This is a genomic window from Bacillus sp. GC_Bacil_1 (assembly GCF_026540675.1).
Lineage (GTDB): Bacteria > Bacillota > Bacilli > Bacillales > Bacillaceae_G > Bacillus_A > Bacillus_A cereus.
In genome coordinates, this window is record NZ_JALNUG010000014.1 from 70,706 (window position 1) to 83,520 (window position 12,815).

Below are 12,815 nucleotides of genomic sequence, written 5' to 3' on the forward strand. Positions count from 1 at the left end.
ATCGAATATTGATATATAGTATTTGTAGGCGCTTACATAAGGGTTGAGGAGGATTAAAATGAAAGTACTAGCGATTACATCGTGTCCAAATGGGATTGCCCATACGTATATGGCTGCAGAAAACTTGCAAAAAGCAGCGGATAAATTAGGAATTCAAATGAAAGTTGAAACACAAGGTGGTATAGGTGTTGAAAATGAACTTACTGAGCAAGAGATTCGTGAAGCAGATGGCATCATTATAGCTGCGGATCGAGTAGTAAATAAAGATAGATTTATAGGTAAAAAGTTATTAGTTGTAGGAGTTAAAGATGGTATTCGTAAACCAGAGGAACTCATTCAAAAAGTAGTAGATGGCAATGTTCCTGTGTATCATTCGGATGTGCAAAAAACAGGAAATGATTCGCAAGGAAAAAAACAAAACCCTATATACCGTCATTTAATGAATGGTGTATCATTTATGGTTCCTTTCATTGTTGTTGGTGGATTATTAATCGCAATTGCATTGACACTTGGCGGCGAAAAAACTCCTGGCGGTTTAGTAATACCAGAAGGATCTTTTTGGAAAACAATTGAGCAAATAGGTGGAGCTTCATTTGCATTCATGGTGCCAATTTTAGCTGGTTATATTGCGTATAGTATAGCTGATAAACCTGGACTAGTTCCTGGTATGATTGGCGGATATATCGCAGCAACGGGAAGCTTTTATGGTAGTGAGAGTGGGGCTGGCTTCCTAGGTGGAATTATCGCAGGTTTCTTAGCTGGTTATGTAGCTCTGGGAATTAAAAAGTTAAAAGTGCCAAAAGCAATTCAACCAATTATGCCAATTATTATTATTCCGGTATTTACATCACTTATTGTAGGTTTAGCGTTTGTGTTTATTATTGGTGCTCCTGTAGCGCAAGTGTTTGAAACGTTAACAGCTTGGTTATCTGGTATGCAAGGTTCAAGTTCGATTCTTTTAGCCTTAATTTTAGGTGCAATGATTTCATTTGATATGGGTGGTCCAGTAAATAAGGTGGCATTCTTATTTGGTTCCGCAATGATTGGAGAAGGAAATTATGAAATTATGGGACCGATTGCGGCAGCAATTTGTATTCCGCCAATTGGGATGGGACTTGCTACATTTATAGGAAAGAGAAAGTTCCAAGAGTCGGAAAAGGAAATGGGGAAAGCCTCATTTATGATGGGTTTATTCGGTATTACAGAAGGAGCTATTCCTTTTGCAGCGCAGGATCCATTACGTGTTATTCCAAGTATTATGGCTGGTTCGATGACAGGTGCTGTTATTGCAATGATTGGTAACGTAGGGGATAGAGTAGCACATGGTGGACCAATTGTTGCGGTACTAGGAGCTGTAGATAACGTGTTTATGTTCTTTATTGCTATTATTGCAGGTTCTCTTGTTACAGCGGTTATTGTGAATGTATTAAAGAAAGATATTTCAAAAGCTGAAGAAACACAGGAATTAAAAGAAATGAAGGAAGTGTCAGCAACAAAGGAAGTAGCAGAAGTTCAAGAGCAAGTAATAGAAAAACAAGCTGAAAAGGTTGAAATTCAGAAATTAACAGATATAACGAGTCTGGAGCTAATTGATATTAATTTGGCAGGAGAGACACGTGACGATATTATTGATGAAATGATTGAGAAATTAAATGCTGTAGGTGTTTTACATTCTGATTCAGAGTTTAAGCAAGCTATTATGAGTCGAGAAGCAGAGAGTAGTACAGGGATTGGAATGAATATTGCAATTCCTCATGGAAAGTCGGATGCAGTAAAAAAACCGAGTGTTGCATTTGGAATTAAACAATCGGGGGTAGATTGGAAAAGTTTAGACGGAACGGATGCAAAATTAGTATTTATGATTGCAGTTCCGAAAGAGAGTGAAGGAAATGAGCACTTGAAGATTCTTCAAATGCTTTCACGAAAGCTTATGGATGATAGTTATAGAGAGCGGTTAATATCTGTCCAAACGAAAGAGGAAGCATATAAATTATTAGACGACATCGTATAAAATGGAGGATTTTAATCATGACAGAACCATTATTTTTTGCACCCATTTTTAAAGAAAGAATTTGGGGTGGTACGAAATTAACTTCTTTCGGATATGAAATACCATCAGAACAAACGGGAGAATGTTGGGCGTTTGCTGCGCATCAAAATGGACAAAGCGTAGTTAAAAGTGGAAAGTATAAAGGGCTGTCTTTAGGACAATTGTGGAATAATCATCGAGAGTTATTTGGGGATATTGAGGGAAATCGATTCCCTCTTCTTACAAAAATTTTAGATGCAAATCGTGACTTATCTGTTCAAGTGCATCCAAATGATGAGTATGCACGTATAAATGAAAATGGTGAGCTAGGAAAGACTGAATGCTGGTATATCATTGATTGTAAAGAAGGAGCTGAGATTATTTATGGGCATCACGCAAAGACAAAAGATGAACTAGTAAATATGGTTGAACAAGAAGAATGGGACAAGCTATTAAAACGTGTGAGAGTAAAGCCAGGTGATTTCTTCTTTGTTCCAAGTGGAACGGTTCATGCAATTGGTGAAGGTATTTTAATATTAGAAACACAACAAAACTCTGATACTACTTATCGATTATATGATTATAATAGAACAGATTCAGAGGGGAATTTACGTGAACTTCATCTTGATAAAAGTATGGAAGTAATAGAAACACCATTTATTTCAAGTCAACAAGTTGTTCAATATGAAGAAATAGAAGATTTATGTGTAACCAAGTTTATTGAGTGCTCTTATTTTTCCGTGAATAAATGGAATTTAGATGGAGTGGTTAATTTAACGCAAAAAAGTCCATTTCTTCTCTTAAGTGTAATAGATGGAGAAGGAGAGTTAATACATGGTAATGAAACGTATCGATTTGAAGAAGGGGATCATTTCATATTACCAAGTAACTTTGGGGAATATAAGATTGTAGGGCGTGCTGAAGTTATTGTTGCGAGTGTGTAAGAGAAAATATAACAAGAGAGGGTATCGTCGACAAAATATGTTCGACAATACCCTCTCTTTTTTTGTACGATTTTTGCTATACTAAACTGTACTATAATACATAATGGAAGGAGGAGAATGATGAAAATACTTGTGGTTGATGATGAATCGAGTATTCGTAATTTGATTCGGATGCAGTTGGAGATGGAAGGTTATGAAGTATTGGCAGCGGCTGATGGGAGAGAAGCTTTAGAGCGATGGAATGAAGGGCCGGATGTATTAATTTTGGATGTTATGCTTCCGGATACGGATGGGTATGAGTTGCTTCGTTTGTTCCGTGAGAGGGATAGGGATATTCCGGTGCTTATGTTAACGGCAAAGAGTCAGATGAATGATAAGTTGCTTGGCTTGCAGCTTGGTGCTGATGATTATGTGACGAAGCCGTTTAATTATGCGGAGCTTATTCTTCGGGTTAAGAATATGGCGCGGCGTGTAAAGAAGACGGAGGCGGCTGTAAGTCATGAAGTAATTGAGGCTGGAGAGATCGTGATTTGTCCTAAGGAAAGAAAGGTACATGTGAGTGGACAAGAGATTCAGTTAACGTACCGAGAGTTTAATTTATGTCAGTTATTTGTTTCAAATCCGCAGCGTGTGTTTATGAGGGATGAGTTACTTGAGAAAGTATGGGGATTTGAGTATATCGGAAATACGAGAGCAGTTGATATTATGGTGCAGAGACTTCGCAAGAAGCTTGGGACGAGCGGAGAATATATTAAGACAATTTATGGCGTTGGCTATAAACTGGATTGTTAAGTGGTGATGGTATGTCTTTAAAACGAAATATGGTGTTTGGAATAGTTGGGCTGTTAATTCCGATTTTTGTTCTTTTATATGCAGTTGTTTATATTACGTTAGAAAAGAATATGTATCATAACGCAGCAGATTCTTTAGAAAAGTTAAGTGTAGAAGCACAAATTTATACGATGAATTACTTAGAGAAGGAAGCAGAAGTGGATACGCTTGGTCCGAATTCACTTTTAATTGCGTCGTATTTAGCGAAGCGTATGGATGTCCGTGTGCAGATGATTGGGAAGAATGGCGATGTTGTTGCAGATACACAAAAAGGAGCATTGCTTCACCGTAACATCGACATTGAGAGTTCCTTGAAGGGAAAGAAGTCTTATGTTTTTGAGGAGGCGGATCCAGCTCCCATTCTTTTGTTTTCAAGCCCAGTTTATTATGGAAACGATGTCATTGGAAGTATTCGTTTTATAAATGAGTTAACGGGTGAGAAGGAAGTTTTAACAAATGTGAGCTGGACATTCTTAATGGCGTCCCTTTGCCTAGTAGCTACCGGTATTTTCTTTGCGATTCGTTTGGCGAAGTCTCTTCATAAACCAATTGATCAGTTGAGACAAATGGCACAGCGGCTCGCGAATGGTGATTATAAGAGTAAGATTGAGTTAAATGAGTACGTGGAAATCGCTCAGCTTTCAGCATCTTTTAACGCGATGGCCGATGGAATTGAGCTGCATATTAAGCAATTGCAGGAGGAGAAAGAGAAGCAGAAAGATTTCCTAGACCGCATTACGCATGAGCTAAAAACACCGCTAACGGCGATTATTGGTTATGTTGATTTAATTCCGAAGTTACAATCGAAAGAAGATGTACAGGAAAGTCTTCGTTATGTGGCGGTGGAAAGTGAGCGTTTATTATCACTTGTAGAGGAACTGCTTAAGTCTTCGAAATATGGGACGAGTACGTTTGAGGTGTCTCCTACAGTTGTGAATATAAAGGAATTGGCAGAAGAAGCAGTTTCAATTGTGAAACCTCGTCTAAATCAGTTTGAAATTGAAGTGATAAATGAGTTAACGGATGTACATGTTGTTGCAGATTTTGATAAGACGAAGCAAATTTTCTTAAATGTGCTTGATAATGCAATTAAGTATAGTGATGCTTCGCACATTCGTATGAATGTAATTGTAAATGAGCAGGAGGCGAAGGTTTTTGTTCATGATGATGGGATCGGTATAGATGAAGTGGTGCTTGCAGAGTGGAATGAGTCTCCGAAAGGAAAGGCACTTCCGTCTAGTTACGGGAATGGTTATGGTTTGTATATTTGTCAGGAGATTATGAATAAGCAGGGCGGAAGCATGCGGATTGAGAGTAGTGACGAAATAGGTACTACAATATTCATTACATTTTTGCTTCCGAGAAGGATGGAAGACATAAAAAACTTGAAAGCGGTTAAATGATACATTTATGAAACAATTATGCGGTATTTTCGAAACAACGTTTTTTTATCTTGGAGGTAGGCAGAAATGAAAAGGCTATCATTTCAAATTCTTATGTTTGTCATTTGTATGATTGTTTCTCTTGTTTTGTTTTATGTTATGGAGAAGCAAATCTATAATCGAATTAACATTGTAAATGATAAACAAGCCGTTTTACAAAGGGTGAATGAATCTCTTCCAATTGAAGTGAAAGTAAGACATGAAAAGTGGGGAGAAATTGTTGTAACGGATGAAGTTCGTTTGCATACGATTGTTTCATTCTTTGACCGAATTCGAATAGAGCCTGAGGGCGTTAAGAGCCAAGAACAAGTATTTACTGGAGAAGTAACGTACTTGAATGGACATAAGCGTACTTTTGCAGTAGGTGACTTGTTCCAGTATGGGGAAAATGTATACGGAAAGAATGGCATGGATCCGATGATTTCAGCACTTCAAACGTATTTATTAAGCCTGTATTACACGCCAGAGCGTATTAGTGATTTCTTTGCTTCAGCAAAGGACGTCGTAGTACGTCAAGGCGATGTGGTACGTACTATCAATCTTACGCACATACTTGATTCTATTCGATACGCAAAGCAAATTACAGATTACGGAGAAATTCAGAAGTTATTACAATCACAGAATGAACCGATTGCTTATATTACAGCTTATAAAACAGGTAAGCGTGTAAAGAATGATCGTGAAGATATTCTTACGATTTCTGTGTATCCATCGTACTTTGTTGTGCAATATCTCGGTGATAATAACGGAAATGTCATGTATATGAAAGGCTCTCTAGCAGAGTTATTCGTAAAGGAGAATGCGTCATGAGAAAGATAGCCTTTTTCTTCTTTTTGCTAGTAATTGGAGGAGCGATGTCTAGTTGCTCTCGAGATACAACCTCTATTAAATATAGTAAAAATGGTCTCCCTATTTTGGATGATCGTCATATTGTTGCGTATGTAGCGGCTCGTGAGGAAGTTGGTGAAGCGTTACTTTCATCATTTTGTAAGCCGCGCGGATGTACGTATGAATTTATTCGTCTTTCAACAGAAGAACTTCTTCGTAGAGTGGAAGAAGAAGCTGGAAATCCGAAGGCGGATATTATTATTGGCGGTACAGTAGATGCGCATCAAATGATGAAGCAAAAAAATCTTTCTATTCCTGTGATAAGCCAACATGCAAATCGTATTTCGAAAACCGTTAAAGATAAAGATGGTTATTGGTACGGTTATGAAGTGGAGAAGCTGGCAATTGCGATTAATAAAGAGCGGTGGAACGAGGAAATAGCGCCGCTCGGTCTCTCGTATCCATTAAGATGGAAAGATTTATTGAATCCAGTATATAAGGGAAAGATTGTCATGCCCGATCCAAATGTTTCAGGTACAGCATATACGTTTTTTCAATCACTTATTGATACGTTAGGTGAAGAGGAAGCGAAGGAATATGTGAAGAATCTGGCAGAACAAGTTGGAGAAGTAACAGTGAATGGTTACATCCCAGCAGAACTTGTTGCGAGTGGTGAATATATGATAGGCATCAACTTTATGGGAGATCAGAGAATGCTTCAAAAACAAGGCTTTCCGATTTTAAGTAACGAACCTGAGCAAACAGGGTTATCCGTTAATGCGATTTCTAAACTAAAACGTGCACCGAGTGGTATTATTGCGGATTTATTTATTGATTATTGTTTATCAGAAGAAGCGGGTCACATTTTAGAAAAAGTGTCGTTTGGCGTACCAACGATGTTTGCGAAGAATGAGAAAGAAATAGAAGGACAGCCGGTTAGAAGGACGAATCAAAATATATCAAATAGCGGAATAATCGAGATATGGAATAGACAGCGTCTCTCTCTGAAGTGAGAAAAGGAGACGGAAATATATGTTTAAATGGCTCAAGCCAGCACCTGCAATTGAAAGATTGCCAGCGGATATGATCGACCGTGTATATCGATTACTACGTATTCGTGTGTTAATCGGGATTTCAGTTGGATATGCTGCTTATTATTTAGTTCGTAGTAACTTTAATTTATCTACTACGTATTTAGTAGATGAGTTCGGATTTAGCACTACACAAATTGGATTATTAGGTGCAGTAATGGCTGTTGTTTACGGACTTAGTAAATTCTTTATGGGTAATTTATCGGATAAGGCATTTGCTCAACGATTTATTGCAGTAGGTTTATTTTTATCTGGGCTTGTTAATATTTGTTTCGGTTATGCATCTTCCTTTGGGATGATTTTAACATTACTTGTTCTAAACGGTATTGTACAAGGTATGGGAGCACCACCTTGTAGTATTGTTATGACGAAATGGTTCTCGAAGAAAGAACGTGGGACGAAAACAGGTCTTTGGAATATTTCACATAACGTTGGTGGATTACTTGTTCCACCATTCATTGGAATTGGTGTAGGTATCTTCGGTGAAAGTCATTGGCAAGGTGGCGTATTTATTTTCCCAGCGATTATCGCAATGGTAATTGCAGTTCTTGTTTGGATTAATGCGAAAGATACGCCAGAATCTGAAGGTCTTCCTCCAATTGATGAGTATCGTAATGACTATGAAAATCTTGAAAAAGCAGATAATGCTAACAAGATGTCTCCAAAAGAAATTTTAATGAAATATGTAGTAAAAAATAAATTTGTTTGGTTCTTATGTATTGCAAATGCATTTGTTTATTTAATTCGTTTCGGTGTTATTAACTGGGTACCGATTTACTTAACTACAGTTAAAGGTTTTACGAAAACAGAAGCACATGCAGCATATTCAATATTTGAAGCAGCAGCGATTCCAAGTTCTTTAATTGTCGGTTTTTTAAGTGATAAATTGTTCAAAGGAAAACGTATGCCATTATGTGTTATTAGTATGGCTGGAGTTGTTGTTGGTACAATTGTATATTGGCAAGCAACTAGTATACTTGTTGTAAGTATTGCAGTTTCTGTAATTGGTTGTTTAATTTATGTACCACAGTTCTTAATCGGTTTAAGTGCAATGGAATTAGTACCGAAATTTGCAGTAGGTACAACAGTTGGTATGTGTGGTCTGTTCGGTTATGTTGGAGGTAGTTTCGTAGCAAACGCAGCAATTGGTATTATTGTTGATCGTTCTGGCTGGGATGGTTGCTTCATGTTACTGTTAGCAGGCGGCATATTAGCAACGATATTCTTACTGATTGTTCAAATGGGACATGAGAGAAAAGCTTCTAAGGTAGCATAATATTTTATTTGAAAAGGCTATCCAATTGTGCCTGATTGGATAGCTTTTATATTAGAAAAAACAAACAGTATGTAAAATTGCAATTTAATATATAAATGATTTTTGTTAATTAATATAATTTTTTTAGATTTAATAAACCAATTACGTACATAGTTAGACCGAAAAATCCGCCAGCGCAACCCCAAAGCACAACATCAAATAAAGAAATAGAGATTTCTTCTGAACCTACATAGGGAAGGATATAATTCATAAAAACAAACATTTGAAAGCCCCAAAGCACACCTGCTTTTAAGCCAGCTTTTCTTAATTTTTTCTTGTGTTGTAAATATTCTTCTTTTGTTGCACATTCAGTATCACTTAAACCTTTTTTCTTGAATTTAAAGGCTAAGTAATTAGCATAAATCATATTAGATAGAAAAATGAATATTGTCCCTATAGATATTGTGTGATTCATAGTATCAACAAGTAACATAATAAGCATTACCAACATATTTAACCACCACAAACCAATTCCAGCTACAGATAACTCTTTATTGATTTCTTGTTTTTGGTATTCATCTCTCTCACTTAGTGTTCCAACAAAACTATTATAAACTTTTTCTTTCCATTCAATTTTCATCATTTAATCTCCCTCCCAAAATAGACTATTTAAATCTGTTTTTAGTGCTTTTGCTAATTCGATACATAAGGCTAAAGAGGGATTATATTTATTGTTTTCAATTAAATTTATTGTCTGTCTCGCCACGTTAACTTTTTTAGCTAACTCTAGTTGCGATAGCCCTTCAGATTTTCGATATTGTTTAACGTTATTCAAATATAACCCTCCCATTGATGGTTGTAGACCTCGTGTACCGAAATGTCATTTATATGTGACATTTTATAATTGAATAGATAAAATGTCAAATATATATGACAAAATAGCGATGGTGCAATTAGGAAAATGATTTTAATGATTCATTTTGGTAAGGAATATGTTAATAAAGAATGGCTTCCATTCAATTAAAATTGCTCTTTTTTCCTTTCCTTAAATCTATCTTAAAAGATATAATGTCATATTTCTAATCATTGGAATTTTTGTTACAATATAAATGGATGTGTAAAACTTTGTAAAAAGATTGTAATAATATACAATTTATTTTCAGAAAGTTTTATACAATTATGGTATTTATTAAACTATTAATTTATAAAGGGAGAGAGAATATGTTACCAAATACGGTTCGTACTCCAAACAAGAAGAAGAAATGGATCATTATTGGGGTTATTGCACTAATTGTTATTGTAGCGGCAATTAATATTTTTGTTATGCAAGGTAAGAAGAAGGGTGCATCAACAAATGCTGATGCTGTAAGTTTTGAGAAAGTGACAGAGCGTAAGCTGAATAATACAAAGTTAATTTCTGGTCAGGTGAAGCCTGGTAATATTGAAAGCTTCTATGCAGATCCGACCAAAGGAAAAGTGAAAGATATTGAGGTAAAAGAAGGGCAAGAGGTAGAAAAAGGTACGAAGTTATTCTCTTATGACAATGAAGAGATTAACCTTCAAATGAAGCAAGCTGAGCTTGATCAGAAGATGGCGGATATGCGTTATGATCAAGGGAAAAAGAAGATTGATTCGTTAAAGAAAGAAATTAAGAAGGCGAAAGATAGCGGAGCTGGGAAAGAAGTAACAGATCCGATGGACGAGCAAGTAAACGAGTTAGAGATAGCTCAAAAGACAACTGATCTTGAGAAAGAAAAAGGAAAGTTGCAGAAAGAAGAGTTAAGTAAGAAGCAGAAAGAGCTTACGATCTATAGTAATTTCGCTGGTGTTGTTCAAAAGTTAGATAAAGATGCGGCACAAAGTTCATCTCAAGCGTTAGGTGGTCAAGGAAAATCGTTTTTACAAGTAGCTTCTAAAGACCCATTCCAAGTTCAAGGTACGTTAACTGAGCTTCAGAAGTCACAAATTCAAAAGGATCAAACATTCACTGTAACGGCGAAAGCAAATAATAAGAAGAAGTGGACAGGTAAGATTACAGAGGTAAGTGAGTTCCCTACGAGTGCAGAGATGGCGCAAGCTGGCGGCATGGGTGAAGCAACTCAAAATATGTCCCAATATACATATAAAGCTAGCCTTGATAGTCAAGATGGTTTATCTCCAGGTTATCACGTTTCTCTGCAAGTAAACTTAGAGAATAAGACGATGATTGCTGTTCCAAGTAAGAGCATTGTAGAAAAAGGCGATGATGCATTTGTTTATGTTGAGGATAAAGGGAAGCTTCGTAAACAAAATGTGAAAAAAGGTTCTACTGATGGAGACTGGACAGAGGTTGTAGAAGGCGTAACAGTGGGGCAAAAGGTGGTTAAAAATCCTTCCGACGATGTGTATGACGGAATGGAAGTGAAAGAGAAATGATTACGTTAAATAATATTGCTAAAACGTATTATCAAGGAAAATTGGCGGTGCCGATTTTGCATGGTATTAGTTTAACGATTCAGAGTGGTGAGTTCGTTTCGATTATGGGACCGTCTGGTTCTGGTAAGTCGACGCTTATGAATATTATTGGTTGCTTAGATCGTCCAACAGAAGGCGAATATATGCTGAATGACGTGAATATCTTAACAGCAGACGAATCAAAGCTTGCTTTAATTCGTAATGAATATATTGGCTTTGTATTCCAGCATTTTAATTTACTGCCTCGTCTTTCCGCAGTGGAAAATGTTGAGCTTCCGCTCGTATACGGTGGCGTGAAGAAAGCGGAGCGTCGCAAGCGTGCTTTGGAGGCGTTAGGTAAAGTTGGATTGGCAGACCGCGTGCATCATTTACCAAATGAGTTATCCGGTGGACAGAAGCAGCGTGTAGCGATTGCAAGAGCGATTGCGAATAACCCAACGTTCATTATGGCCGATGAACCGACTGGTGCACTTGATACGAAGTCTGGTGAGCAAGTTATGGATATTTTCACGAAGCTTAATGCAGAAGGTACGACGATTGTTATGGTTACGCATGAAGAGGAAGTAGCAGCGTATTCTTCCCGCCGCATTGTACTACGAGACGGGAAAGTTACAGAAGATAGAAGGTGTGCGGTATGAGTTTACTAGATAGTATAAAAATTGCCCTATCTTCTATTTTAGCTCATAAATTACGTTCAGCTCTTACGATGCTCGGTATTATTATCGGGGTAGGTTCGATTATTACAGTCGTTGCAATTGGGCAAGGCGGGGAAGCGATGCTGAAGTCGAAATTCGCAGGTTCTGGTGGTAATAACCTTATGCCAATTCAATTTAAACCAGATATTAATGATGAGTTTGCTATAGGTGGATTTGAAATGCCGAAGTTAACGGAAGAGGATATTTTGGAAGTAAAACAAGTGAAAGATGTTTCACATGTTATTACGACAAACCAGAATTCAGAGGTGCTTGATGTAAATGATAAAAAAGCAAATTTGAATGTTATTGGTCTTGATAATGAATATTTTGCGGTTAATAAAGTAAAGGTCGTAAAGGGACGTACTTTAAATGAATCAGATATTTCTCATGCAAATAACGTCGTGATGATTAGTACAAAAACAGAAGAGACGTTATTTAAGGGCGTAAATCCAGTAGGACAAATTATTGAGATGAAAGGACAACCGATGCAAATTGTCGGTGTGTATACATCTGATAATGAATTTATGGGATTTGAAATGGAAGAAGCGTTAATCCCTCTTACGTTATGGCCTGTTTTATACGGAACAGATGAAATTCAAAGTATCGCAATTCAAGCTAAAAATGTAGACGATTTAGAAGCAGCAGGGAAACAGGCTGTTGATGTATTAAATAGTCGTAAGCCAAGTGAAATTCCGGGTAAATATGAACTGGTTAATTTAAAAGAATTCCAAGAAAATGTTTCTAAAGTTACTAACATTATGACAATGATCATCGGTGGTATCGCTGGTATTTCATTAGTCGTTGGTGGTATTGGTGTTATGAACATCATGCTCGTATCTGTAACAGAGCGTACGCGCGAAATTGGGATACGTAAAGCACTTGGAGCAACGCGTAGTAAAATTTTATTACAGTTTTTAATTGAAGCCGTTATGTTAACACTTCTAGGTGGTTTAATTGGAATTGGTCTTGGGTATGGCGGAGCATATATCGTTTCTACATTCGCAAAATGGCCACCACTTGTTTCATGGGAAGTTGTCGTTGGAGGCGTACTATTCTCGATGACACTCGGTATTATTTTCGGATTAATTCCAGCAAATAAAGCTGCGAAATTAGATCCAATTGAAGCATTGCGTTATGAGTAATTAATAGTGTAGTAGAACTACACATTACCGTTCTAGTGGGCGGTTCGTAGCCTCTTGCGAGGAAGTGAACCGCCCGTTAGAACGGGTTATATAAATAGAAGGAG

12 protein-coding genes are annotated in these 12,815 nt (G+C 37.0%); 10 read left to right on the forward strand and 2 right to left on the reverse strand.

The annotated features are described in order from the left end of the window. The first annotated feature begins 58 nt into the window (after positions 1 to 58). From OXT04_RS20600 to pgtP, 7 genes are all read left to right on the forward strand, one after another. Positions 59 to 2,011: a PTS fructose transporter subunit IIABC gene (locus OXT04_RS20600; RefSeq protein ID WP_098570074.1), complete on the forward strand. Its 1,953-nt coding sequence runs from the start codon at positions 59 to 61 to the stop codon at positions 2,009 to 2,011. Between the two features lie 17 nt (positions 2,012 to 2,028). Then, positions 2,029 to 2,973 carry a mannose-6-phosphate isomerase, class I gene (gene manA, locus OXT04_RS20605; RefSeq protein ID WP_098451373.1) on the forward strand — a complete coding sequence of 315 codons (945 nt, stop codon included), beginning with the start codon at positions 2,029 to 2,031 and terminating at the stop codon, positions 2,971 to 2,973. 120 nt (positions 2,974 to 3,093) lie between these two features. Continuing rightward, the gene (locus OXT04_RS20610; RefSeq protein WP_000699553.1) at positions 3,094 to 3,765 is read left to right on the forward strand and encodes a response regulator transcription factor; all 672 of its coding nucleotides are present in this window, start codon (positions 3,094 to 3,096) and stop codon (positions 3,763 to 3,765) included. A gap of 11 nt (positions 3,766 to 3,776) precedes the next feature. Next, positions 3,777 to 5,207: a HAMP domain-containing sensor histidine kinase gene (locus OXT04_RS20615; protein WP_097821427.1), complete on the forward strand. Its 1,431-nt coding sequence runs from the start codon at positions 3,777 to 3,779 to the stop codon at positions 5,205 to 5,207. A gap of 66 nt (positions 5,208 to 5,273) precedes the next feature. Further along, positions 5,274 to 6,056 (forward strand): DUF3919 family protein, encoded by a 783-nt coding sequence (locus OXT04_RS20620; protein WP_000826618.1) that lies wholly within the window; start codon positions 5,274 to 5,276, stop codon positions 6,054 to 6,056. Continuing rightward, on the forward strand, positions 6,053 to 7,087 hold the full coding sequence (locus OXT04_RS20625; protein WP_001225641.1) for an ABC transporter substrate-binding protein: 1,035 nt from the start codon (positions 6,053 to 6,055) through the stop codon (positions 7,085 to 7,087). The genes OXT04_RS20620 and OXT04_RS20625 overlap by 4 nt, the downstream gene beginning before the upstream one ends. 19 nt (positions 7,088 to 7,106) lie before the next feature. After that, complete coding sequence (gene pgtP / locus OXT04_RS20630) at positions 7,107 to 8,441, forward strand: MFS transporter (protein WP_000477584.1); 1,335 nt, start codon at positions 7,107 to 7,109, stop codon at positions 8,439 to 8,441. Positions 8,442 to 8,550: 109 nt separating this feature from the next. On the opposite strand, the gene OXT04_RS20635 is transcribed toward pgtP, so the two are convergent. Both OXT04_RS20635 and OXT04_RS20640 read right to left on the reverse strand, forming a co-directional pair. Then, positions 8,551 to 9,063, reverse strand: a complete 513-nt coding sequence (locus OXT04_RS20635; RefSeq protein WP_098570075.1) for a DUF3278 domain-containing protein — start codon at positions 9,061 to 9,063, stop codon at positions 8,551 to 8,553. Further along, positions 9,064 to 9,255 (reverse strand): helix-turn-helix transcriptional regulator, encoded by a 192-nt coding sequence (locus tag OXT04_RS20640; protein ID WP_001067016.1) that lies wholly within the window; start codon positions 9,253 to 9,255, stop codon positions 9,064 to 9,066. It abuts the gene before it with no gap. Positions 9,256 to 9,641: 386 nt separating this feature from the next. On the opposite strand from OXT04_RS20640, the gene OXT04_RS20645 reads away from it, so the two are divergent. From OXT04_RS20645 to OXT04_RS20655, 3 genes are read left to right on the forward strand one after another with little or no spacing between them, the layout of a single operon-like run. Beyond that, positions 9,642 to 10,835: an efflux RND transporter periplasmic adaptor subunit gene (locus tag OXT04_RS20645; RefSeq protein ID WP_098451375.1), complete on the forward strand. Its 1,194-nt coding sequence runs from the start codon at positions 9,642 to 9,644 to the stop codon at positions 10,833 to 10,835. Further along, positions 10,832 to 11,512 carry an ABC transporter ATP-binding protein gene (locus tag OXT04_RS20650; protein WP_000631624.1) on the forward strand — a complete coding sequence of 227 codons (681 nt, stop codon included), beginning with the start codon at positions 10,832 to 10,834 and terminating at the stop codon, positions 11,510 to 11,512. Before OXT04_RS20645 ends, OXT04_RS20650 begins: the two co-directional genes overlap by 4 nt. Beyond that, positions 11,509 to 12,711, forward strand: coding sequence for an ABC transporter permease (locus tag OXT04_RS20655; RefSeq protein ID WP_000054362.1), 1,203 nt, complete (start codon positions 11,509 to 11,511; stop codon positions 12,709 to 12,711). Before OXT04_RS20650 ends, OXT04_RS20655 begins: the two co-directional genes overlap by 4 nt. Positions 12,712 to 12,815: the final 104 nt, after the last annotated feature.

Bases quoted from the DNA above. Each gene is read 5' to 3' on its own strand.
- OXT04_RS20600 (WP_098570074.1), top strand. From the start codon at position 59: ATGAAAGTACTAGCGATTACATCGTGTCCAAATGGGATTGCCCATACG.
- manA (WP_098451373.1), top strand. From the start codon at position 2,029: ATGACAGAACCATTATTTTTTGCACCCATTTTTAAAGAAAGAATTTGG.
- OXT04_RS20610 (WP_000699553.1), top strand. From the start codon at position 3,094: ATGAAAATACTTGTGGTTGATGATGAATCGAGTATTCGTAATTTGATT.
- OXT04_RS20615 (WP_097821427.1), top strand. From the start codon at position 3,777: ATGTCTTTAAAACGAAATATGGTGTTTGGAATAGTTGGGCTGTTAATT.
- OXT04_RS20620 (WP_000826618.1), top strand. From the start codon at position 5,274: ATGAAAAGGCTATCATTTCAAATTCTTATGTTTGTCATTTGTATGATT.
- OXT04_RS20625 (WP_001225641.1), top strand. From the start codon at position 6,053: ATGAGAAAGATAGCCTTTTTCTTCTTTTTGCTAGTAATTGGAGGAGCG.
- pgtP (WP_000477584.1), top strand. From the start codon at position 7,107: ATGTTTAAATGGCTCAAGCCAGCACCTGCAATTGAAAGATTGCCAGCG.
- OXT04_RS20635 (WP_098570075.1), bottom strand. From the start codon at position 9,063: ATGATGAAAATTGAATGGAAAGAAAAAGTTTATAATAGTTTTGTTGGA.
- OXT04_RS20645 (WP_098451375.1), top strand. From the start codon at position 9,642: ATGTTACCAAATACGGTTCGTACTCCAAACAAGAAGAAGAAATGGATC.
- OXT04_RS20650 (WP_000631624.1), top strand. From the start codon at position 10,832: ATGATTACGTTAAATAATATTGCTAAAACGTATTATCAAGGAAAATTG.
- OXT04_RS20655 (WP_000054362.1), top strand. From the start codon at position 11,509: ATGAGTTTACTAGATAGTATAAAAATTGCCCTATCTTCTATTTTAGCT.